At 62.0% G+C, this 21,640-nt stretch carries 21 protein-coding genes; 6 read left to right on the top strand and 15 right to left on the bottom strand.

Translation table 11 applies throughout. The annotated features are described in order from the left end of the window. Positions 1 to 29: 29 nt before the first annotated feature. From C7A17_RS03845 to C7A17_RS03815, 7 genes are all read right to left on the bottom strand, one after another. Positions 30 to 1,361, bottom strand: coding sequence for a DUF58 domain-containing protein (locus C7A17_RS03845; protein ID WP_106736773.1), 1,332 nt, complete (start codon positions 1,359 to 1,361; stop codon positions 30 to 32). Then, positions 1,358 to 2,398, bottom strand: a complete 1,041-nt coding sequence (locus C7A17_RS03840) for an AAA family ATPase (RefSeq protein WP_106736772.1) — start codon at positions 2,396 to 2,398, stop codon at positions 1,358 to 1,360. The genes C7A17_RS03845 and C7A17_RS03840 overlap by 4 nt, the downstream gene beginning before the upstream one ends. After that, a complete protein-coding gene (locus tag C7A17_RS03835; protein ID WP_106736771.1) occupies positions 2,395 to 3,573 on the bottom strand; it encodes a DUF4350 domain-containing protein in 1,179 nt (392 codons plus the stop codon). Before C7A17_RS03835 ends, C7A17_RS03840 begins: the two co-directional genes overlap by 4 nt. Beyond that, entirely contained in the window at positions 3,570 to 5,147 is a 1,578-nt protein-coding gene (locus tag C7A17_RS03830) for a DUF4129 domain-containing protein (protein WP_106736770.1), read from the bottom strand. Before C7A17_RS03830 ends, C7A17_RS03835 begins: the two co-directional genes overlap by 4 nt. Next, entirely contained in the window at positions 5,134 to 6,114 is a 981-nt protein-coding gene (locus C7A17_RS03825) for a stage II sporulation protein M (RefSeq protein WP_106736769.1), read from the bottom strand. Before C7A17_RS03825 ends, C7A17_RS03830 begins: the two co-directional genes overlap by 14 nt. Further along, the gene (locus tag C7A17_RS03820; RefSeq protein ID WP_106736768.1) at positions 6,111 to 6,836 is read right to left on the bottom strand and encodes an RDD family protein; all 726 of its coding nucleotides are present in this window, start codon (positions 6,834 to 6,836) and stop codon (positions 6,111 to 6,113) included. Before C7A17_RS03820 ends, C7A17_RS03825 begins: the two co-directional genes overlap by 4 nt. A gap of 88 nt (positions 6,837 to 6,924) precedes the next feature. Then, on the bottom strand, positions 6,925 to 7,683 hold the full coding sequence (locus tag C7A17_RS03815) for a DUF975 family protein (RefSeq protein WP_106736767.1): 759 nt from the start codon (positions 7,681 to 7,683) through the stop codon (positions 6,925 to 6,927). A 180-nt stretch (positions 7,684 to 7,863) separates the two neighbouring features. On the opposite strand from C7A17_RS03815, the gene sbcB reads away from it, so the two are divergent. Beyond that, entirely contained in the window at positions 7,864 to 9,309 is a 1,446-nt protein-coding gene (gene sbcB, locus C7A17_RS03810) for an exodeoxyribonuclease I (protein WP_106736766.1), read from the top strand. A gap of 268 nt (positions 9,310 to 9,577) precedes the next feature. Here sbcB and mvaT read toward each other — a convergent pair whose 3' ends face one another. Beyond that, a complete protein-coding gene (mvaT, locus tag C7A17_RS03805) occupies positions 9,578 to 9,952 on the bottom strand; it encodes a histone-like nucleoid-structuring protein MvaT (protein WP_106736765.1) in 375 nt (124 codons plus the stop codon). Between the two features lie 303 nt (positions 9,953 to 10,255). Between mvaT and purU the strand changes: the two genes are divergently transcribed. The 3 genes from purU to C7A17_RS03790 all read left to right on the top strand — a co-directional run bounded on the left by purU (position 10,256) and on the right by C7A17_RS03790 (position 11,842). Beyond that, positions 10,256 to 11,107 (top strand): formyltetrahydrofolate deformylase, encoded by an 852-nt coding sequence (gene purU / locus C7A17_RS03800; protein ID WP_106736764.1) that lies wholly within the window; start codon positions 10,256 to 10,258, stop codon positions 11,105 to 11,107. A gap of 108 nt (positions 11,108 to 11,215) precedes the next feature. After that, on the top strand, positions 11,216 to 11,644 hold the full coding sequence (locus tag C7A17_RS03795; protein WP_106736763.1) for a CBS domain-containing protein: 429 nt from the start codon (positions 11,216 to 11,218) through the stop codon (positions 11,642 to 11,644). A gap of 15 nt (positions 11,645 to 11,659) precedes the next feature. Then, positions 11,660 to 11,842 carry a hypothetical protein gene (locus C7A17_RS03790; protein WP_106736762.1) on the top strand — a complete coding sequence of 61 codons (183 nt, stop codon included), beginning with the start codon at positions 11,660 to 11,662 and terminating at the stop codon, positions 11,840 to 11,842. Positions 11,843 to 11,932: 90 nt separating this feature from the next. Here the strand turns inward: C7A17_RS03790 and C7A17_RS03785 are convergent, their stop codons facing one another. Continuing rightward, positions 11,933 to 13,810, bottom strand: a complete 1,878-nt coding sequence (locus C7A17_RS03785) for a methyl-accepting chemotaxis protein (protein ID WP_106736761.1) — start codon at positions 13,808 to 13,810, stop codon at positions 11,933 to 11,935. 156 nt (positions 13,811 to 13,966) lie between these two features. Between C7A17_RS03785 and C7A17_RS03780 the strand changes: the two genes are divergently transcribed. Continuing rightward, positions 13,967 to 15,442 carry a helicase HerA-like domain-containing protein gene (locus C7A17_RS03780; RefSeq protein ID WP_106736760.1) on the top strand — a complete coding sequence of 492 codons (1,476 nt, stop codon included), beginning with the start codon at positions 13,967 to 13,969 and terminating at the stop codon, positions 15,440 to 15,442. A 76-nt stretch (positions 15,443 to 15,518) separates the two neighbouring features. Here the strand turns inward: C7A17_RS03780 and C7A17_RS03775 are convergent, their stop codons facing one another. Further along, positions 15,519 to 15,740 carry a hypothetical protein gene (locus C7A17_RS03775; RefSeq protein WP_106736759.1) on the bottom strand — a complete coding sequence of 74 codons (222 nt, stop codon included), beginning with the start codon at positions 15,738 to 15,740 and terminating at the stop codon, positions 15,519 to 15,521. Between the two features lie 244 nt (positions 15,741 to 15,984). Then, positions 15,985 to 16,860, bottom strand: coding sequence for an aldose 1-epimerase (locus tag C7A17_RS03770; RefSeq protein ID WP_106736758.1), 876 nt, complete (start codon positions 16,858 to 16,860; stop codon positions 15,985 to 15,987). Between the two features lie 100 nt (positions 16,861 to 16,960). Between C7A17_RS03770 and C7A17_RS03765 the strand changes: the two genes are divergently transcribed. Further along, the gene (locus C7A17_RS03765) at positions 16,961 to 17,716 is read left to right on the top strand and encodes a FadR/GntR family transcriptional regulator (RefSeq protein ID WP_106736757.1); all 756 of its coding nucleotides are present in this window, start codon (positions 16,961 to 16,963) and stop codon (positions 17,714 to 17,716) included. Between the two features lie 81 nt (positions 17,717 to 17,797). On the opposite strand, the gene C7A17_RS03760 is transcribed toward C7A17_RS03765, so the two are convergent. From C7A17_RS03760 to C7A17_RS03745, 4 genes are all read right to left on the bottom strand, one after another. Beyond that, complete coding sequence (locus tag C7A17_RS03760; protein ID WP_106736756.1) at positions 17,798 to 18,703, bottom strand: EamA family transporter; 906 nt, start codon at positions 18,701 to 18,703, stop codon at positions 17,798 to 17,800. Positions 18,704 to 18,795: 92 nt separating this feature from the next. Continuing rightward, a complete protein-coding gene (locus tag C7A17_RS03755; protein ID WP_106736755.1) occupies positions 18,796 to 20,076 on the bottom strand; it encodes a TRAP transporter large permease in 1,281 nt (426 codons plus the stop codon). Continuing rightward, positions 20,077 to 20,604 (bottom strand): TRAP transporter small permease, encoded by a 528-nt coding sequence (locus tag C7A17_RS03750; protein ID WP_106736754.1) that lies wholly within the window; start codon positions 20,602 to 20,604, stop codon positions 20,077 to 20,079. A 59-nt stretch (positions 20,605 to 20,663) separates the two neighbouring features. Continuing rightward, entirely contained in the window at positions 20,664 to 21,638 is a 975-nt protein-coding gene (locus C7A17_RS03745) for a TRAP transporter substrate-binding protein (RefSeq protein ID WP_106736753.1), read from the bottom strand. Between the last annotated feature and the right edge of the window lie 2 nt (positions 21,639 to 21,640).

The following is a 21,640-nucleotide window of genomic DNA, read 5'->3' as shown; positions in this document are numbered from 1 at the left end:
CGACCGCGGCATGTGGGAGGTGTTGCTTTTTAAAGTGCCCCGGCCTTCTTCCAGGCCAGGTAACTGCTGACCAGCTCCGGGCCCAGTTCACCTGGCCGGGCGTCGAGCACTGGTACGTCGTGGGCGGCGAGGCGCTCGTGCAGCTCGGCGCGGGCGTTGAGGTAATCCAGCGTGCCGCAGTAGGCCAGGGCCTGATCGAACTGTTCCACGGGCGTGTGGCGCAGGCGATCGAGCGCCTCTTCGCGCAGGCTGGCAATCAACACCCGATGCTGGCGCGACAGGCGCTTCACGGCGGCGAGAAGATCCTGATCATCTTCGTCGCGCAGGTTGGTCACCAGCACGACCAGGGCACGGCGGCGTTGACGGGCCAGCAGAAGGTCGGCGGCCGCACTGAAGTCGGCCGGTTGCTGGCTGGTTTCCAGGTCGTAGACGGCATTGAGCAGCACGTTGAGCTGAGCCGGCCCTTTGACGGGGGCCAGGTAGCGCGACTGATTGCCGGCAAAGGTCGCAAGCCCCACGGCATCGCCCTGGCGTAGCGCCACGTAACTGAGCAGCAGCGTGGCGTTGAGGGCGTGATCGAAATGCGAGAGTTCATCGTCCTGGCTGCGCATGCGCCGGCCGCAATCGAGCAGGAAGACGATCTGCTGGTCGCGCTCGTCCTGGTATTCGCGGGCAATCGGCGTGCGCTTGCGCGCGGTGGCTTTCCAGTCGATCTGGCGCAGGGTGTCGCCGTCGCGAAACTCGCGCAACTGGTGGAACTCCAGGCCCAGGCCGCGACGTGGACGCTGACGCACGCCGAGCTGGCTCAACCAGTCATCCACGGCCTTGAGCTGGGCGCCGTACAGGCGCGCGAAGTCGGGGTAGACACGGCTTTCATCGGGCAGATCCAGCAGGCGTCTGGCCTGCCACAGGCGCAACGGGCTGGGCAGTGCCAGTTCGCAATGGCTGAAGTGGAAATGTCCGCGCACCAGTGGCTTGAGGCGATAGAGGATGCGCGTCTGCTGGCCCGGACGCAGGCTCATGCATTGCGGCAGGTGCTCGAATGCCATGCCTTCGGGAATGTGGTCGAAGACTGTGATATCCAGGGGCTGGGTGTAGTCGTGATGAGCCGTCAGTTGCACCTCGCTCCAGCGCCCGAGCGGCAGGTTGCCCGGCAGCGTGCGCACCACGCGTGGCGAGGGCAGACGGCGCAGCCACAGAGCGTCGAGGGTGGCGAGCAACGCCAGGGCTACCAGCAGACCCCAGGCAATCGGCATCACGTTGCTGGCCAGGCGTATGCCGAGCAGGGGCAGAGCGCCGAGCAGCACGGCGGCGGCGAACAGGCCGCCGAGCAGCCCGAGGAGCAGGCGCGAGGGTTTCATAGACGAGGAGCCGGCACCTGGTCGAGCAATTGTTGCAGCACCTGATCCACCGATAGGCCTTCGATGTCCAGCTCCGGAGTCAGTCGCACGCGATGACGCAGCACGGCCAGGGCGCAGCTCTTGATGTCATCGGGCAGGACAAAATCACCGCCGCGCAGCAGCGCCCGCGCCCGTGCTCCACGCACCAGCGCGATGGAGGCGCGCGGGCCGGCGCCCATGGCCAGGCCGGGCCAACTTCGGGTGGCGCGGGCCAGGCGTACGGCGTAGTCGAGCACCTGATCGTCCAGCGGCAGGTCGCTGGCGATCTTCTGCAGGGCTAGCACATCCTTGGCCTGCAGCAGGGTACGTAGCGGGCTGACCTCGAGCATATCGGCCTTGGCCGAGCGGGTTACCTGGCGCACCATGTTGAGCTCTTCGTCCTGCTCCGGATAGTCCATGCGCAGCTTGAGCATGAAGCGATCCAGCTCGGCCTCCGGCAGCGGATAGGTGCCTTCCTGCTCGATCGGGTTCATGGTCGCCAGCACCATGAACGGCAGTTGTACGGCCAGGGCGCGGCCTTCCAGAGTCACCTGGCGCTCCTGCATCACTTCCAGCAACGCAGCCTGGGTCTTGGCCGGGGCGCGGTTGATTTCGTCGGCCAGCAGCAGGTTGGTGAACACCGGTCCTTTGCGCAGTTTGAACTGCTCGCTCTGCATGTCGTACACGGCATGGCCGGTGACATCGCTGGGCATCAGATCCGGGGTGAACTGGATGCGTGCGAACTCGCCGCCGAAGCAACGTGCCAGGGCACGCACCAGCAGGGTCTTGCCGAGACCGGGAACACCTTCGACGAGCACGTGACCGCCGGCGATCAGGGCGGTGAGCACATCGTCGATCACCGTATTCTGGCCGATCACCGCCTTGCGCAGCTCAGTGCGAAGTGCCTGGGCCAGCTGGCTGGCGCGCTGGCGCTGTTGGGCCTGCGGATTACTGGCGGGCGTGGCGGGGGCCTCGTTGACTGGCGTGATTTCGGCGTCGGGTGTCTGTTCGCTCGTCATAGGGCATTCCTGAGGGTTTGCAGGTGCGCGACCTGGCGGGTGAAGTCGGTGGCGGAAAGGCGTTTGTGTGGCAGCGGGCGCATGGCCTGGCTGATTTCCCTGGCCGGCAGACGGGTCAGGCGACCCAGCACCTGCCATTGCTCGGCCACGGCGAGTTTTTCAAAACCGGGGTGACGGCGCCGCGCACGGCGCTGGATGTCCTGCTGCAGGCCCTTGAGCAGGCTGTGCTGGCCGCTGCGGCGCAGCAGGAAGTCGGCGCTGCCGCGCAGGTGTTCTTCCAGTTGCCGACGTGCACGGCTGGCCGGTGCTTGCAGCGGGCCGTGGCGCATGCCGAGGTGCCAGAGACCGGCGATGATCAGCAGAGCCAACACCGCCAGCGCCAGCGGGAAATGGCGCAGCAGCAGGCTTGCCAGGCTGTCGCTGTCAGCGTGGTAGAGCAGGGTCACCGCGCTGTCCTGGCCGAGATACCAGAGCAGCCAGGCATGGTCGTATTCGTCGATGTTGCGGTTCTGCCAGATCCACGGGTCACTGAGTACGGTGATCAAGCCGTCGCCGTGATAGAGCTGCAGCAAGTGGGTGGCTAGCGCGCTGTTGGCCCAGGCGTGGGCCCGGTTCTGCGAGTCGTACAGGTGGTAGTCGGTGTCGAAGGCGATATAGGCCGGTGCCTGCTCGTTTTCCAGGTAGAGCTTGGTCAACTGCGGATAGGCTTCGCCTTCTTCACTCGCTTCGTCCGCGCTGCTCTCTTCTTCGTCCAGCTCGTCGCTCATGTATTGCTGGATGCCGAGCAGGTCGAGCAGCAGGTCGCCGCTCTTGCCCTCGTCCTCATCCCACAGGCGTTCGGCGATCAGCAGCAGATGACCGCCATTGGCCGTCCATTGCAGTAGTTTTTCGGCCTGACGTGGGGTCATGTTGCTGCGGTCGGCCAGCAGCATCAGGGTCTGGCCCTGGCTGGGCAGACCGTCGAGCACTTCCAGGCTGTCGGCGCGGCGCGCAGTGATGTTCTGCAGGCGCAGGAAGTGTTCGGCGGCCAGGTAGGGGCTGCTGTCCACTTCCGGTGAAGGGCCGTGTTCGACCACCTCTTGATAGGGTTCGAGATTGCCCAGCAGGTAGCTGGCGAGCAGACCCAGCGCCAATAGCAGGGCCATGCCCAGGATGAATCCGGCGCGCCGACTCATGGTGTGCGCCCCTGGCCGAACAGGTTGCGCCAACCCTGACACAAGCCCAGGCGTAGCGCCTCGGCAGGCAGACGATGTCCATAGGCCAGCGCCTGCCAATGGCCGGTGAGCTGCTGGCTGTAGTCTTCCAGATCCTGCTGTTGCAATCCGGCGACCAGATGCAGGACTTCGCCCTCGGTGTGCGATTGTTTCAGCGGCAACCGATGCTCATGCAGCAGGCGGCTGAGCAGGGCGCGATAAAGCAGACCGAGGGCCGCGCGAGGTTGCTCGGCCCAGAGTCGCTCGGCCTCGCTGGCGACGTCGTCGGGCAGGCTCTCCGGTGCCAGTTCCAGGCCGAACAACTGATCGGGTGTCGATACCTTGCGCCGTAGTGGCAGGCCAACGCGTTCGCCGAAGATCTGCAGCCATTCCCGGTAACGCCAGAGGATGAAGGCCAGCAGGGCGACGAGAGCACCCCACAACAGCACTTCGAATATCTGTGCGACGACATCCAGACTCTTCCACCACTCGCCAAGCTTGAGCAGGTTCTTGAGCATCTCGAGCAGGGCTTCGAGGTCTTGCGGGTCGGCTTCCTGGGCCGGTTTTTCCTCACCCAGGCGCCAACGCGTGACGGTTTCACGATGCTGGAACGGTGGTTCGTCGAGCAGGGATTCGATGCCGGCGCGCGCTGCCTGGCTGGTCAGCTGTTGCTTGAGCAGGCGTGGTGCGTCAGGGCCTTGTTGTTCGGCTTGTTCGCTGGCGCTCGCTGGCGTTTCAGCCCAGGCAGCGCTCGGCAGTTGGCTCAGCAGCAGGGCGCAGCCAAGTAACACGGCATAGGCGCTGCCGGTCAGGCGCTGGCGCAGGCGGCGGAAGGTCAGCTCGATGTCCCAGGCCTCCAACGCGGTGCGTCGATTGAGATAGAGGGTGAATCCGCAGGCGACGTAGACCGGTTCCCAGAGGATCAGCAGCAGCACGTACAGCAGGTTGGACAGGTGCTCCAGCCAGAGCCATTGCCCACTGCTGGCGGCGATCAGGGTTTCCCAGCTCCAGTCGGTTTCCACCTGCTGCGGCAGCATCAGATAGAACAGGGCGGCCAGGCCCATCCACAGGGCGATTTCCAGGTGCACACCGACCAGCGTCAGCCAGGTGGCCGCGCCGCTGTCGCGCTGGCCGAGGACGATCAGGCGCTGGCTGCGTGCCTGGCCAGACAAACCTTCGAGCTGCAGTACCGGCAGGTCGAAGCTGCGCGTCGGGCTCAGGCGGCGCCAGGTGAGGCTGGCCAGCAGTTGCGGCCACAGCAGGCGTGGCAGGGCCCGCAGGGACTGCTTCAACGATGGCGTGTTGCCGAACAGTGCCTGCGAGAGGATGTACAGCGGCAAGCGCTCGTAAGCAGGCTTGAGCCACCAGAAGATGAAGATCGCCCAGCCCGGGTACTGCCAGAGCACTGCGCAGAGCAGGGCGAACAACGGTAGGGTAACCAGTGCCCAGCTGGCCATCAGCAGGCCGGCGTGACGACGGGCGAGCAGCACGCCGAGGTCGATGGCTTCCCAGGCGGTACGCGGACGGATGGCGACGCTGGCTTCAGTCAGGCGCATGCTGCCTCCGGCCGGCTAGCAGCAGGTACATCAGCACCAGCGCCCAAAGACCTGTGCCTACCGCGTACTTGATGTCGGGGCTGGCGAAGGTGGTCGATGACCAGAAAGCCTCGATGAACGCCGCGAGCAACAGGAACAGGATCACGCCGGCGACCAGTTGGATTGCTTTGCCGGCTGCCAGGCGCAAGGCCTCGCCACGCGGTAGGCGACCCGGTGCCAGCAAGGCCCAGCCGAGCTTGAAGCCGGCGGCGCCGGCCAGGGCGATGGCGGTCAGTTCGAATGCGCCATGGCCGATGACGAACGACCAGAACGGCTCGCCGTAGCCGATGCGGGTCAGGTGACCGGCCACCGCGCCGATCATCAGGCCGTTGAACAGCAGGAAGAACAGGCTCCCCAGGCCGAGCAACAGGCCGCTGGCGAAGGTCTGAAAGGCGATGCCGATATTGTTCATGATGTAGAAACCGAACATCACCCAGTCGTCGCCCGAGCCACGTTCGCTGAAACGACCCAGGCGTCGTGCATCGGGGTCATACATACGTTCCATCTCGCTGACCTGATCGGGGCTGACCAGGCTGTAGATCAGCTCCGGGTAGAGGTAGGTGAGCAGCCCCATCAGGCCCAGGCTGCCGAAGAACAGCAGACTGGCTGCACAGACTGCGCGCCATTCACTGCGCACCAGGCGAGGGAAACCGCCGAACAGGAAGCGGATCAGCTGTGCGCCGAGGTGGCTGCGGTGACGGTAGAACTGCTGGTGGCCGCGCATGGCCAACTGTTGCAACTGATCGATCAGGTGGCTGCTGTAGCCTCGCGCCTGTGCCAGCGCCAGATGCTGACAGAGTTGCCGGTAGTTGGCGGCGAAGCGGCTGTTGGACTTGGGGTCTGCCTTGCCCCGCTCGAGTGCTTCGAGTTGAACGGCGAAATTATCCCAGTCGACCTGGTGGCGATTTTCGAACAGGCTTTGCTTCATGGCGTGGTTCCCAACAGGCCGCGTGCGATGCCGTTGAGGCGCGCTTCGGTCTGCTCGGCGGGTACCTGCAAGGGTTCGGCCAGCAGCGCCGCGAGTTCGGCGCGGCGGGCGGCGGACAACTGACCGCCACGTTCGGCGAAACCGAGCAGGGCCCGTTGTTCGGCCAGGCTGAGCGGGAAGGGTGGTGGCAGCGGTTCGGCGTCCGGTAATTGCGGGCGCGCCACGGCGGCATCGCGGTAGACCACCAGGGTGCCGGCGGCGATATCGCCGAGACGTTTGAACGCCGGATGATTCAGGCAACTGATGATGCCCAGGGTGTAACCGAACGGCAGGATGTCGACGAAACGCAGCAGGTTGCGTGTCAGCGAGGCAGCCCAGCCGATGGGCGTGCCGTCATCGTGCACCACACGCAGGCCGAGCATCTGCTTACCGGGCGAGCGGCCCTGGTTGAGCACTTCGAACAGCACCATGTACCACCAGGTCACGAGAAACAGCAGGATGGTGCCCAGGCCCATGCCGAACTGACCGAGAAGACCGAGAACGATGAACATGACAGCCAGGATCAGGCCGCGGATCGCCAGGTCGATGGCGAAAGCCAGGGCGCGCGGCACCAAACCGGCCGGACGCAGATGCAGATCGATGCCTTCCGGCGTCTCGACCTGGTAGCGGGTGTCCAGGGGCGGCTGGCTAAGCGGAAAGCTGGCGCTTGAGCGTGAGGACATGGCGGACTGCATCAGGGAAAGCCCGATGCTAGCGAGCAGCGGGTCGATAACGCAACCGGGCCGATCGATTCGGCCCGGTCAGGTCAGCTCATTGGCCGGCAGGCAGTACGCCGAAGATCGTGCGGTAGAGAACGCCCATGGCGACGACCATCAGCGGGATGGTCCATACCAGGCCGATGCCCAGCGGAATGGCGCTGACCATGACGATCAGGCCGAGCAGCAGGAACAGACCGAAGACCTTGAACCAGTGCTGGGTGATGGCCTTGCGCGAGGCTTCCAGCGCCTGCCATGGCGAGAGGCCGCGCTCGACCACCAGCGGGATGGCCAGCAGGTAGGCGACGGCCAGGTAGATGCCAGGGATCAGCAGCAGGATCATGCCAAGGTAGATCAGCAGCATCATCACCACCGCAGTGATGATCAGCGGTATTGTGCGGCCGAAGTGGCTGAAGATCTCGTTGAAGCTGAGTGGCTGATCAGCCGCGCGGCGGATACCCACCATGTTGATGCCGGCCATGAAGGGGTAGGCCAGGGCCGAGGCCAGCAGCGAGATCACGATCTCGCCAGCGAACATGATGAACAGGTTGTCGCTCAATGCGCTGAAGATACCGACGACACTTCCGAGGATGAAGGACGCGGCCAGCAGCACCACGTAGAACACCAGGAAACCGCCGATGATGATGCCCTTGGTGCCACTGACCTTGCTCCAGGATTCGCTGAGCAGATCACCGATGTTGAAATCGTAGCCACGAGCCAGGGCTTCTTCGATGCTGGGCGTCTGGTCGCTGACGGGCAGTTGCAGGTTGCTGACGGGGGCGGCGTAGGGATTGGGGGCAGTGCTGTCACTCATGGCGGCATCCTTGTTCATGAGGGTGGTGGGGGCCGCAATGCTAGTAGCAGAGGTGTTGGGCCTACAAGAGGCACCATGCCGAGGCGTGCAGCCTCTGTGCGCTGGTTCAAGCTTTGCCGACGGCGGTGTGGCAGGACACGGATGTTAGACTCCCTGCACTTTGCATTGAAGGAACCGCAGATGGCCTCCAGCATCTTCTGGTACGACTATGAAACCACTGGCATCAACCCGCGTAGCGACCGGCCGCTGCAGGTGGCTGGTATTCGCACCGACGAGTCGCTCAACGAGATTGGTGAGCCGCTGAACATCTACTGTCAGCCCAGCGACGATATCCTGCCGCATCCGGCTGCGTGCCTGGTCACCGGTATCGACCCGCAGCGCCTGCGTCAGCAAGGTCTGGACGAGGGCGAGTTCGTCACCCGCGTGCATGCTGCACTATCTGCACCGGGTACCTGCGGTGCCGGCTACAACAGCCTGCGCTTCGATGATGAGGTGACCCGTTACAGCCTCTACCGCAACTTCTTCGACCCTTATGCCCGTGAATGGCAAGGGGGTAACAGCCGCTGGGATCTGATCGATCTGGTGCGCACGGCATACGCGCTTCGCCCCGAGGGTATCGAGTGGCCGCAAGAGGATGGGCGGGTGACGCTCAAGCTGGAGCGCCTGACGCAAGCCAACGGCATCGATCATGGTCAGGCCCACGATGCGCTTTCCGACGTGCGCGCTACCATTGGCTTGGCTCGTCTGCTGCGTGAGCGCCAACCGCGTCTGTACGACTTCCTCTATCAGTTGCGCAGCAAGCAGCGGGTGATGGATCAGATTCGCCTGCTGCAGCCGCTGCTGCATGTTTCCGGGCGTTTCTCGGCTGTGCGTCATTACCTCGCGCCGGTCCTGCCGCTGGCCTGGCATCCGCGTAACCGCAATGCATTGATCGTCTGCGATCTGCAGGCTGATCCGAGCGTGTTGCTGGATCTGGATGCCGAGACCTTGCGCAGTCGTCTATACACTCGCCACGAGGATCTTGCAGAGGGGGAGACGCCAGTCCCGCTGAAACTGCTGCATATCAATCGCTGCCCGGTGGTCGCCCCCTTGTCTGTGCTACGTGATGCGGATCGACAGCGCCTGAGGCTGGAGTGGTCGCTCTGCGAGCGTAATGCCGAAATGCTCAGGACGGCACAGGCGCTATGGCAGGACAAGCTGGCGACGATTTACCACGAGGAAGGATTCGCTGGCAGCTCTGACCCAGAGCAGCAGCTATACGATGGGTTCATAGGCGATCGTGACCGCCGTCTGTGTGAGCAGGTGCGCAATGCTCAACCGCAGGAGCTGGCTTCGCGAGACTGGCCATTCGACGACGCACGCCTGCCCGAGTTGTTGTTTCGCTACCGTGCACGCAACTTCCCGGAAACGCTTTCACCGCCCGAGCGGCAACGCTGGACGGACTTTTGCCGTCAACGCCTGAGTAACCCGGAGTTTGGCGCGCCCAATACGTTGGCGCAATTTCAGTTGGCACTCGAGGAGAGGTGTGGCAATTGCAGTCCGGGCCAGCTGCAATTGCTTCAGCAATGGCAGGCTTATGCACAGCAATTGCAGGTGCGCTACGGCTTGGAAAAATCGAACGGGTGAGCTGTGGACTGTGCGAGAAGTCAGAGGGCGCCGGGGAAAGTGCCTGCTACCCTGTGCGATAAAAATTAATTCGGGAACTTTTATCTGAACGCCTGAATTATTGGCGGTTCAATCGATTCAGCGTGCGTGCTCTGGCTTGATAAGGTGGTGCTTCCTGGCAACTGGGCAGGGAATTGCCTGAAACTGTTTTTTCGGTCAACTCCAGGGAGAAAGTTACAGGCATAAAAAACGCCAGCATGGCTGGCGTTTTGAGGGGGTTGCGCAAGCGTTAGCCCAGCAGAGTGGCCCAACCTTCAACAACATCGGCGCCCCATTTGGCTTTCCACTCTTTCAGCGTCTTGTGGTTGCCACCTTTGGTTTCGATCACTTCGCCGCTGTGCGGGTTCTTGTACTGCTTGACCTTGCGAGCGCGCTTGGTGGCAGCAGGCTTGCTGGCGCGTACGCCCTTGGCGCTTTTGGCTTCCGGGTCGAGCAGGGCGATGATGTCACGCAGGGACTTCTGGTATTCGCCCATCAGGGTGCGCAGCTTGCCTTCGAACTCCAGCTCTTTCTTCAGCTTGTCATCTTGCGACAGGTTCTTCAGGCGCTCTTGCAGCTCTTTGATGGCTTCTTCGGTGGCGCGGTATTCATTGATCAGCGACATGGGCATTACCTTGGCGTGAATAAGTTTTAGTAGTGAACAGTGGGCTAATAATAGTCAGGCACTTTAAACAAGTAAACAGCGTACAAAGAAATAACCTATGTGCAGTGCAACCCTTTGTGTCGGGTAGGGTTGAATTAATTCGATTGTTTCAACTGTGTGTAAAGTTTTGGCGTTGCGCCTTGTGAGGATGTTTACGTGCCCGTCGAGGTCGCTTCGCACGCATTATTCGGAGCTGCGCTACTGCAGTTTTCCGGGCTTGTCGTTAGAATGAGCGACTTTTGCGCCGTCATTGGGGTTTTGTATATGCGCACGTTCAGATTGGTCATCGCCTGCCCGGATCGCGTTGGTATCGTGGCCAAGGTCAGTAGTTTCCTGGCGACTTACAACGGCTGGATCACCGAGGCGAGCCATCATTCCGATACGCAAAGTGGCTGGTTTTTCATGCGTCATGAAATCCGTGCCGACTCGTTGCCGTTCGAACTCGATGGTTTCAAACAGGCTTTCGCGCCCATCGCGCGCGAATTTTCCATGGAGTGGCGCATCACCGATTCGGCAGAGAAAAAACGCGTCGTGCTGATGGCCAGCCGTGAATCGCATTGCCTCGCCGATCTGCTGCATCGCTGGCACAGTGATGAACTCGATTGTGATATTCCCTGCGTGATTTCCAATCATGACGACCTGCGCAGCATGGTCGAATGGCACGGCATTCCCTATTTCCATGTGCCGGTCAATCCGCAGGACAAGGCACCGGCCTTCGCCGAGGTGGAACGCCTGGTCAAGGAACATGGGGCCGACGTCATAGTGCTGGCGCGCTACATGCAGATTCTGCCGCCTGCCCTGTGCAGCGAGTACGCGCAGCGGGTGATCAACATCCACCACAGCTTCCTGCCGTCTTTCGTCGGCGCCAAGCCTTATCACCAGGCTTCATTGCGCGGCGTCAAGTTGATCGGGGCCACTTCGCATTACGTTACCGAAGAGCTGGATGCCGGCCCGATCATCGAACAGGACGTTGTACGCGTGACCCATCGCGACGATATCGAGGAAATGGTGCGTCTTGGCAAGGACGTGGAAAAAATGGTGCTCGCACGTGGGCTACGCTATCACTTGGAAGACCGGGTTCTGGTGCATGACAACAAGACGGTCGTGTTCGACTGAGTTCGCCAGACACCAGCGCTCCGGTAGGCAGTACCACAACAGGCGCCTCTGAACGCGCAAGCGATAACCACGCCGTTGGTTTCAGAGGTGTCTACTAGGAGGTTGTTCATGCTCAATTCGATCAAGGTTCGGGACTACATGACTCGCCATCTGGTGACTTTTCGGGCCGAGACCGATCTGTTCACCGCTATTCACCGCCTGCTGGAACACCGTATCTCGGGTGCGCCAGTGGTGGATGATCAGGGCGAGCTGATTGGTCTGCTGTCGGAGGGCGATTGTCTGCGTGGCATTCTCTCGGGTGCCTATTACGAGGCCATCGGAGGCAATGTCGGCACCTACATGACCAAGGTGGTGGAGACGGTTTCCCCGGAGGCCGACATCATCGAAGTGTCCGAACGTTTCCTGCGTGGTCGGCGTCGGCGTATGCCAGTCGTAGAAGGTAATCGCCTGATCGGTCAGATCAGTCGTAGTGACGTTCTGCGAGCGGTCAAGGCATTCGCCCAGCATGAAAACAACAAGTCTCAGGAAGCCAGCTGACAGGCAGGTGGTGCGATGAGTGATCCACTGGATCGGGCGACGTCCAAGGCGCCGCCCACCCTTGGTGAAGGTTGCGTTCGGCGCTACGACCCCGAGGCGCTGAGCAGTGAAGATGGCACCGAGTTTCCCGATGCTGCCGAGTTGTGGTGCACGTTGCAGGAGGCGCAGGCCGAAGACCCCGCCGAGGGTTCTGAGTGATGATCGCAGCATGAATCAGGGGCGCTCCAGGCGTCCCTGATTCATTTGGCGCTGATAGCGCCAACCTTGGTGCGCACGGCGCACCCTACCTCAGATGCGGAAACTGTCGACCAGATGCTTCAGGCGTATCGCCTGTTGTTCCAGGTCGCCGCAGGCGCGCAAGGTGGCCTGCAGGTTTTCCACGCCTTCCTGGTTGAGGGTGTTGATCTCGATGATGTCCATGTTCAGGGATTCGATCACCGAGGTCTGCTCTTCGGTCGCGGTCGCTACCGACTGGTTCATGCCGTCAATTTCGCCAATGCGCGCGGTGACCGTGCCTAGGCGTTCACCGGCCTGATAGGCGATCTCCACGCTATTCTCGCTGTAGCGTTGGCTTTCGGTCATGGTAGTGACCGACTCGCGTGAGCCGACCTGCAGTTCCTCGATCATCTTCTCGATTTCCTGTGCCGACTCCTGGGTGCGGTGCGCCAGGTTGCGTACCTCGTCGGCCACCACCGCGAAACCGCGGCCGGCCTCGCCCGCACGTGCCGCTTCGATGGCGGCATTGAGCGCAAGCAGGTTGGTCTGTTGGGAAATACTCTTGATCACTTCGAGAATCTGGCCGATATCCACCGTCTTGCTGTTGAGCATCTCGATCTTGGCACAGGCGTCGCTGATCTTGTCCGACAGCTCGCTCATCGATTGGATCGCCTGCTGTACCACCTTGCCGCCATCCTCGGCCTGATGACGGGCGTCGGATGCCTGGCTCGAGGCGTCGGCGGCGTTGCGGGCGATTTCCTGGGCGGCGGCGCCCAGCTCATTGATCGCCGCCGCCACGCTGTTGGTGCGGCTGGCCTGCTCGTCGGAGTTGGCCATCGACGAGTTGGAGGCGCCGACTACCAGCTTGGCCACCTCATTGACCTTGGTGGTGGCCTGCGACACTTCTCGAATCGAGCCGTGGATACGCTCGACGAAGCGGTTGAACGAGCTGGCCAGGGCGCCGAACTCGTCGCTGGACTGGATGGCCAGGCGCTTGGTCAGGTCGCCTTCGCCCTGAGCGATGTCTTCCATCGCCTTGCCCATCGTGGTCAGTGGCTGCATCAGCACGCGAATCAGCAGGCCGAGCAGGGCGATGATCAAAACCACGGCGATGACCGTGGCGATGATGGCCGAGGCGCGGAATTCGGTGAGCATGGAATAGGCCTTGGCCTTGTCCACCGACAGGCCGACATGCCATTGCACCGACGGCAGCCCGGTGACCGGTGCAAAGGTGAGAATGCGAGGCTCTCCATCGAGCGTCACCTCGCTGAACTGGTTGCTGATGCGCGGCGTGTCCTGTGGGTAGATGTCCTTGAGGTTCTTCATCACCCAGTTTTTGTCCGGGTGTACCAGGATCTTGCCGTCGGCGCTGACCAGGAAGGCGTAACCGATGCCATCGAAGTCCAGGGCGTTGATGATGTTCACCAGGGTCTGCAGGCTGAGATCGCCGCCTACCACGCCGGCAGGTTGTGCGGGCGTGGCGATGGTGATGATCAGCTCGCTGGTCGCGGCGTCGACGTAGGGTTCGGTCAGGGTGGTGCCGCCAGCCGCCAGGGCGTCCTTGTACCAGGGGCGGGTGCGCGGGTCGTAGTCGGCGGGCATTTGCTCGTCCGGGCGCATGGTGAAACCGCCTGCCGCCGTGCCCAGGTAGGTGAAGGCGAAGGACGAGGTCAGGGCGCGCTGTTCAAGCAGCTTGATCACTCGCTCCGCATCACTGTCGTTGATGATCGACTGAGCGGTACTTTCTACCAGCAGGATACGGCCGGACAGCCAGTTCTGAATGTTGCTGGCGGTGACGTTACCCATTTCCTGCAGGTAGCTTTCCAGGTCTTCGCGGATGGCGTTGCGTTGCAGATAGTCGTTGTAAAGGGTGAACAGGGAGAAGGCGACCATTACCACAAGCGAGGCTGCGAGCAGGATCTTGTGGCTGAACTGCAGGTTTTTAGTCATGGTGTCTTGCTTCCGGAGGGCTCTGGAACCAGTCTTGTGTTTCACCGCCTCGCCTGAACGGTAATGGCGTGGGTGTTGCGGCGAGCGCAGCTCGCCTTTGATCCGGTGCCTGTGTCGGCATAGTTGCAGTAAAGCTCTAACCCAGGGGATGGCAAGATGCCTTTAAGTTCGCAGTTCATATTGGGTGCTGGTAGCGATGGACAACCGGTGGGACAGCCGTTGCGGCTGGCTAACCGTCATGGTCTGATCGCGGGCGCCACTGGCACCGGCAAGACAGTGACGCTGCAGCGTCTGATCGAGACGTTCAGTGATGCAGGCGTAGCGGTGTTCGCTGCTGACGTTAAGGGGGATCTCTGTGGCCTGGGCGCCGCCGGTACGCCGCAAGGCAAGATCGCCGAGCGTATCGCCAGCATGCCCTGGCTGGAGCACCGGCCGCAGGCCTATCCGTTGACCCTCTGGGACGTACACGGGCAGAGCGGTCATCCGTTACGTACCACCCTCAGCGAGATGGGCCCGCTGCTGCTCGGCGCCTTGCTGGAGTTGACCGACAGCCAGCAGGCTGCGCTCTATGCCGCATTCAAGGTGGCGGATCGAGAAGGGTTGTTGCTGCTCGACCTGAAGGATCTGAAAGCGCTGCTCGGCTATCTCAAGGACAGCCCGCAGGTACTCGGCGAGGACAGTGCGCTGTTCACCAATACCTCGGCGCAAGCCTTGCTGCGACGCTTGGCCAGTCTGGAGCAGCAGGGCGCCGAGGCGTTGTTCGGCGAGCCGGCGTTGCAACTCGAGGATCTGCTGCATCCGGATCGCGATGGTCGTGGACGGGTTCATCTTCTGGACGCCACGCGCCTCGTGCATGAAGCACCCAAGGTTTACGCCACCTTCCTGCTGTGGTTGCTGGCCGAACTGTTCGAGCAGTTGCCGGAGCGCGGCGATGCCGACAAACCGGTGCTGGCGCTGTTCTTCGATGAGGCCCACTTATTGTTCCAGGGCACACCGAAGGCTCTGCAGGATCGTCTCGAGCAAGTAGTGAGGCTGATTCGCTCGAAAGGGGTCGGGGTGTACTTCGTCACTCAGTCGCCGAGCGACTTGCCAGATGACGTGCTGGCGCAACTCGGCTTGCGTATTCAGCACGGCTTGCGTGCGTTCACCGCCAAAGAGCAGAAGGCGCTTCGCGCCGTGGCCGATGGTTTCCGTCCTAACCCGGCGTTCAACAGCCTCAGCGTGTTGACCGAGTTGGGAATTGGCGAGGCGCTGGTCGGCACGCTCGAAGAAAAGGGGACGCCCGCGATGGTTCAGCGTGTGGCCATTGCGCCGCCGCAATCACGCATCGGTCCGTTGAGCGAGAGTGAACGAGCGGTGCTGGTGCGTCAGTCGTCTCTGGCCGGGCGCTATGACAAGCCCATCGACCGCGAATCGGCCTATGAAATGCTCACCGCACGCGCTGAAAAGGCTCGCACCGAGGCACCTGCGAAGGTGCCTGGCAAGCAGAAGACCGAACCAGGGCTGGGCGAGATGGCCAGTGACCTGATTGGCAGTGCGATGAAGAGCGCCCTGCGTCAGGCCGCTAACCAGATTGGCCGACAACTGGTGCGTGGGCTGATGGGATCGCTGACTGGCAGCAAGAAACGTTAGTCGTAGGACGGGGGCTACTCGCCATTGCCACTCAAGCGGGTTGCCCCTCGCCCTACGCCGTTCGTGTTGGGTGTAGCTAGCTGGCGGCTTCGTCGGCAGCTTCTAGCTTGTCCTGACGTTCTTTTTCGATTTTTTCGATTTCTTTATCGAAAGCCTGATCGAGCAGGCTGGGCCTCTTGCGCCAGGGTTTGCGGTCAGGATCCGGTTGAGCGGCGTAGGTGATGACTTCCCCGCCGTATACATCCTTGTAACGTTGCGCCTGGCGCTCGAGTTCGGCGCGCAGTTCGTCTTTCGTCACGTGTATTACCTGTAAGTGTGGTGATCGGCCTATACGACGCGTGAAACGCTCCGTCTCACTGTTGCGGTCGTAGGGTAATCGAGAGGTTCATGACTTATCGGGCGGTGCGTGCACTACAAAGTTGCATGCTTGGCACGGCCACCCGTTATGTTCAGTTACTGATGTATTGGTAACTTTTTCATGAGAAAAGTTGCAAGACGCAACTCGCACGTATTATCGCCAATGCCTTTCGAATGTCCAGCCATCAACCCGCAATTGCCTGATAATGCAGGCTGTATCGCAATTGTCGGCTTTCTCCAGTGGCCAGCAGGTGCAGGCCTGGGTGCCCTTCTAGGTGATGCGCATTGACCGGGTGGGTAACGGGTTCGAAGCAGAAGAAGTTCTGTTCCTGGGGGCAGAACAATAGAAAAACTTCAGTACCTTCTGCCTGGCAGACAAGTTGATAACCTGCATCCGGCTGAATGATGCGTGCGTTACCAGGCCAGGCGGTAAAGGCATTGTCGACAAGTTGCTCGGGTAGTGTCTTGGGCTGCTCGAAGTTCCAGATGTCGGGCAACTCGATCCATTGCCTGGAAAGTTTATCTTCGCCACAAAGCCAGACGCCTTTGGCCGTCGCCTGCAATTGAGTCTGCGCGCTGCGTGTCAGGTAAGGGTGCAGGCCGAGTCCGTACCAGGTGGGGTGGTCGCCCATGTGGGTGGCTTGTAACGTCAGGCTCAGGCGGCCGTCACTGAGTTGTACGTGCAGGCGTGCCTGGTAGGGATACGGCTGTTGGCTGTCGAGTTGCAACATGGCGCTGTCGGACGTCGCATTCACTACCTGCCAGGGCTGTTGCCAGGCACTGCCGTGGATCGGCAACGGTTCGTGGCCGGTGTTGGGTGTCAGTGGCTGCCAGCCGGTAGGGGTGTCGAAGCCCCCGCCGCCAACGCGGTTCGACCACGGCAGCAGCGGGTAGCAGGCCAGACGCCGCGGGTTGGCACTGGCCAGTGCCTGTTCGTCGCTGTAACGCAATAATGGCCAGCCGTCGCTCAGGCGTGTCCAGTTGACCAGGCTGGCGCCCAATTCGGGGGCGATGGTCAGTTGCGTCAGGTGATCGCTCAGCGTCAGCAAAGAAGTTGGCATTTGGCGTTCCAGAGGTGGTATTTGTCGGGAATTCATAGTGTCATCGTACAACTGCTGGGCTATCATTGCTGCAAACTCTTGAATCGAGAATCCGCCCGCCATGGAAATGCAAAACACCCCACCTCGCGCTCGTCGCAAGCACCGCAGCCTGGCTCAGGAGTTGGTGGCCGACTTGTCGCAGCGCATTCGCGACGGGGTGATCAAGCGCGGTGAGAAGCTGCCGACCGAGTCGGCGATCATGGAAGAGCAGGGCGTCAGCCGCACCGTGGTGCGTGAAGCGCTGTCGCGTTTACAGGCTGCGGGCCTGGTCGAGACCCGCCATGGCATCGGCACCTTCGTGCTCGATACACCCAGCGCCAGTGGTTTTCGTATCGACCCGGCAACCATCGTCACGCTGCGTGACGTGCTGGCCATTCTCGAGTTGCGCATCAGCCTGGAAGTGGAGTCCGCCGGTCTGGCGGCACAGCGCCGCAGCGATGTGCAGTTGCAGGAGATCCGTCAGGCACTGGATGCGATCAACGAGAGTGCGGCCAGCTCCAGTGATGCGGTGTCCTCGGATTTCCAGTTCCACCTGCGCATTGCCGAGGCTACTGGTAACCGCTACTTCACGGACATCATGAGCCACCTGGGTACCAGCATCATCCCGCGTACTCGGGTCAATTCGGCCAGGTTGGCCCACGATGACCAGACGCATTACATGGCGCGTCTGGAGCGTGAACATGAGCAGATCTTCGAAGCCATCGCGCGCCAGGATGCCGAAGCGGCTCGTGCGGCGATGCGCCTGCACCTGACCAACAGCCGCGAGCGCCTGCGCCAGGCGCATGAAACCGCCGAGGCCGAGGCGCTGCACGGCTAAAGTCGTCGCAACGCCAGGCGGGTGCGCTGCACGCCCGCCGGCTATTCCCTGCCGGCACAACGTGGGCGCCCCCGCGACATCCTAGCGACGGTAGGCCAGGGCGACGATACCGCCGACCACGATCAGCCCGCCGATCACCTGCAGGCCGCCAAGCACCTGGCCGAGCACCAGCCAGCCCAGCACCATGCCCGCCACCGGCTCCATGTTCATCACCGGCGCATTACGCGCGATGTTCAGCCGTGGCATGCAGATGAACAGGGTGGAGAAGGCCGCGCCATAGAGCAGCACCAGGCAGGCCAGTGCGATCCAGCCAGCGCTGGCGTTGGGCAGGCTCAAACCGCCTGGAATCAGACCACTGCTGCCCAGCAGGGTCGAGGCGCTGAACACCACGGCCAGGGTCAGCATGCTGCGCACCGAGCCGGCGATTTTCGACAGACGATTTTCGGTGATCCACAGCGCCACGGCGAACACGGCGGCAGCAGTCAGACTGAACAGGATGCCGGCTACCCACTCGCCATCCGGTGCATCGGCGCTGGTCAGGCGACCAGGAACATCGAGCACCAGCACCAGGCCGAAGAGAATCACGCCCATGATGGCCAACGCCTGGCGGGTTGGCGCTGCACCGCCGAGCGCCCAGGTGAGCAGGGCCAGCAGGATCGGCGAAAGGTTGACCACCAGCAGTGCCAGCGCCACTGGAATACGCGCCACCGCTGAGTAGATGCAGAAGCTCTGGATGGCGATCAGCAGGCCCAGCAGGATCTGCCAGCCCCAGGTAGCGCGACCCAGTTTCAGCGATTCACGTCGCCACATTACCAAGGCGGCCAGCGCGACCAGCGTCACGCCGGCACGCGTGAGCATGGCCAGCAGCAGCCCGGTGTCGTGGTCGAAGGCGATCCGCGCAGCGATGTGGTTGCCCGCGAAAGAGCAAGCCAGTGCTGCGAGGATCAGGACGGCGATGTGACGTGGAAACGGGGTGGAACCTTGCATGACTAAATCCTGTTGTCATGGCCTTGAAATCAGGCCCTAAAGCAAAACGCCGCCCGATTGGGCGGCGTTGTCGTTCAATGCCCGGGTTGCTGTCAGAGCACGACGCTCGGCAGCCACAGCGAGATCGCTGGAATGTAGGTGACGGCCATCAGCACCATGAACAGTGCCGCATAGAACGGCAGCAGGGCCTTCACGGTGTTTTCGATGGTGACCTTGCCGATTGCGGCGCCGACGAAGAGCACTGCACCTACTGGCGGAGTGATCAGGCCGATACCCAGGTTGACCAGCATGATCATGCCGAAGTGTACCGGGTCTACACCGAAAGAGGTGACCACTGGCAGCAGGATCGGAGTCAGGATCAGGATCAGCGGTGCCATGTCCATCAGCGTGCCCAGTGCCAGCAGCATGAAGTTGACGCACATCAGGATCACATAGCGGTTGTCCGAGAAGGTCAGGAACGCGGTGGTGATCTTCGATGGGATCTGCATCAGGGTCATGATGTAGCCGAACGCGGCGGCGAAGGCGATGAGGATCATCACGATCGACAGCGTGCGTACGGTACGGTGCAGCATCTTCGGCAGTTCACTCCACTTGTAGTCGCGGTAGATGAACATGGTCACGAAGAAGGCCCAGATCACGGCCACGGCAGCGGACTCGGTAGCGGTGAAGATACCGGAGAGAATGCCGCCGAGGATGATGAACATGGTCATCAGGCCCCACAGGGCTTCCACACAGATCTTGATCGCCTGGCGCAGCGGAATGACTTCGCCTTTCGGGTAGTTACGCTTCTTGGCGAACCACAGGCACAGCGCGGCCATGGTGGCGCTCATCAGCAGGCCCGGGCCGATACCGGCCATGAACAGCGCGGCGATGGACACGGTGCCGCCAGCGGCCAGCGAGTAGATCACCGAGTTGTGGCTGGGCGGAGTGAGCAGCGCCTGCACCGAACCAGAAACGGTCACGGCCGTGGCGAATTCACGCGGGTAGCCTTTCTTCTCCATTTCCGGGATCAGTACCGAACCCACCGAGGCGGTATCGGCCAGTGACGAGCCGGAGATGGCGCCGAAGAAGGTCGAGGCAGTGATGTTCACCAGCGACAGACCGCCGCGGACGAAACCCACCAGTACCCCGGCGAAGGCCACCAGGCGGCGAGCCATGCCGCCTTCGGCCATGATCGCGCCAGCCAGCACGAAGAACGGAATGGCCAGCAGGGAGAACTTGTTCACACCGCCGGCGATCTGGATCATCACGGCGTGCAGCGGGATCTCGATCCACCAGGCCCCGATCAGGGCGGAGACACCGAGGGAGTAAGCAACGGGGACGCGTAGCAGGATCAGGACGATGAAACTGCCCACGAGAATGGCGGCATCCATTTACGCGGCCTCCTTGGAATCTTCAGAGTGTTCGAAGTCGACGGCACGGCGCTTGTGTTGATCGCCGTAGAGCAGTTGTTCGATGACGAACAGGAGGGTGATGAAACCGCCCACCGGGATTGGCATGTAGCTGATGCCGACACGTACCGAGGGGAGGGTGCTGAGGTATTGGTTCCAGGTCGCTGCACACAGCTTGTAGCCCCAGATCAGCATGAACAGCGCGATGCCGCCCATGACCAGACGTACGAACAGCGTGATCAGCGGTGCCAGGGGTCGTGGCAGGCGATCGGTCAGTGAGGTCACGGCCATGTGGGCACCTGCGCGATAGCCGGCAGCGGCTCCGACGAAGGTGAACAGCACCATCAATAGCACTGAAATAGGCTCGGGCCAGCCCAGTCCTTGACCCAGCACGTAACGGCTGAAGACGCCCCAGGGGATGATCGTGGCCATGATCACGATCGCCAGGCTGGCGGTTGCGATGCAGGCACGGTAGATGGCGTCGTTGACGCCTAGAACCAGGTTTTTCATGAGACTTCACCGGTTGCGCGGCGCAGGCGTGGTGCCTGCGCCGCGCGCTTGCGCGTGGATTACTGGACGGCTTCGATGCGCTTGATCAGGTCGGCGAACTGGGCGCCGTACTTCTCACGAACCGGGGCGGTGGCGTCGTAGAAGGGCTTGGTGTCGACTTCGATGAACTCGACGCCTTCGGCCTTGAGCTTCTCGTTGGACGCGGTTTCCTTGGCGACCCACAGATCACGCTCTTCCAGCTGGGCTTCCTTGGCCAGTTTCTTGACCAGCTCCTGCTGTTCCGGCGTCAGCTTGTTCCAGGTGGTCTTGGACATCAGCAGCGGCTCGGGCAGGATCAGGTGGTGAGTCTGGGTGTAGTACTTGGCCGCGCGGAAGTGGTTGTGCTCGAGCAGGGTCGGCGAGTTGTTCTCGGCACCGTCGATCACGCCGCTCTGCAGGGCGCTGAAGATTTCACCGGTGTCCATGGCGATGCCGTTGCCGCCCATGGCGTTGAGGGTGTCGATGAACAGCGGGTTGCCGATCACGCGGATCTTCATGCCCTTGAGGTCTTCGATCTTGCGTACCGGCTTCTTGGTGTAGAGGCTGCGGCTACCGGCTTCCATCCATGCCAGACCGACCATGTTGAAGTCGGAGTTGGTGATGGCGTCGAGGATGTCCTGGCCGATGTCGCCGTCGATCACCTTGCGCATGTGGTCGATGTCGCGGAACACGAACGGCATGTTGAACACGTTGGTGGCCGGAACCACCGAACCGACCGAACCGAGGCTGACGCGGGTCAGCTGGACGGCGCCGATCTGGGTTTGCTCGATGACTTCCTTCTCGGAGCCCAGTACACCGCCTGCGAACATGCGGGACTTGATTTCACCGTTGGTGGCAGCTTCCAGCTTCTTGCCGAGGTTTTCCATGGCGACTACGGTCGGGTAGCCGGCAGGGTGGATTTCGGCAATCTTCAGGGTCGTCTCGGCCTGAACGAAGGAAGACAGACCGAGAGCTAGCGGAAGTGTGGCGAGAAGCAACTTGCGTTTGAGGTTCATGC

Origin of the sequence: Pseudomonas mendocina (genome assembly GCF_003008615.1) — a bacterium.
Classification (GTDB): Bacteria; Pseudomonadota; Gammaproteobacteria; order Pseudomonadales; family Pseudomonadaceae; genus Aquipseudomonas; species Aquipseudomonas mendocina_C.
Note: the sequence above shows the minus strand (reverse complement) of the source record. Positions and strands in the feature narration are given on the sequence as shown.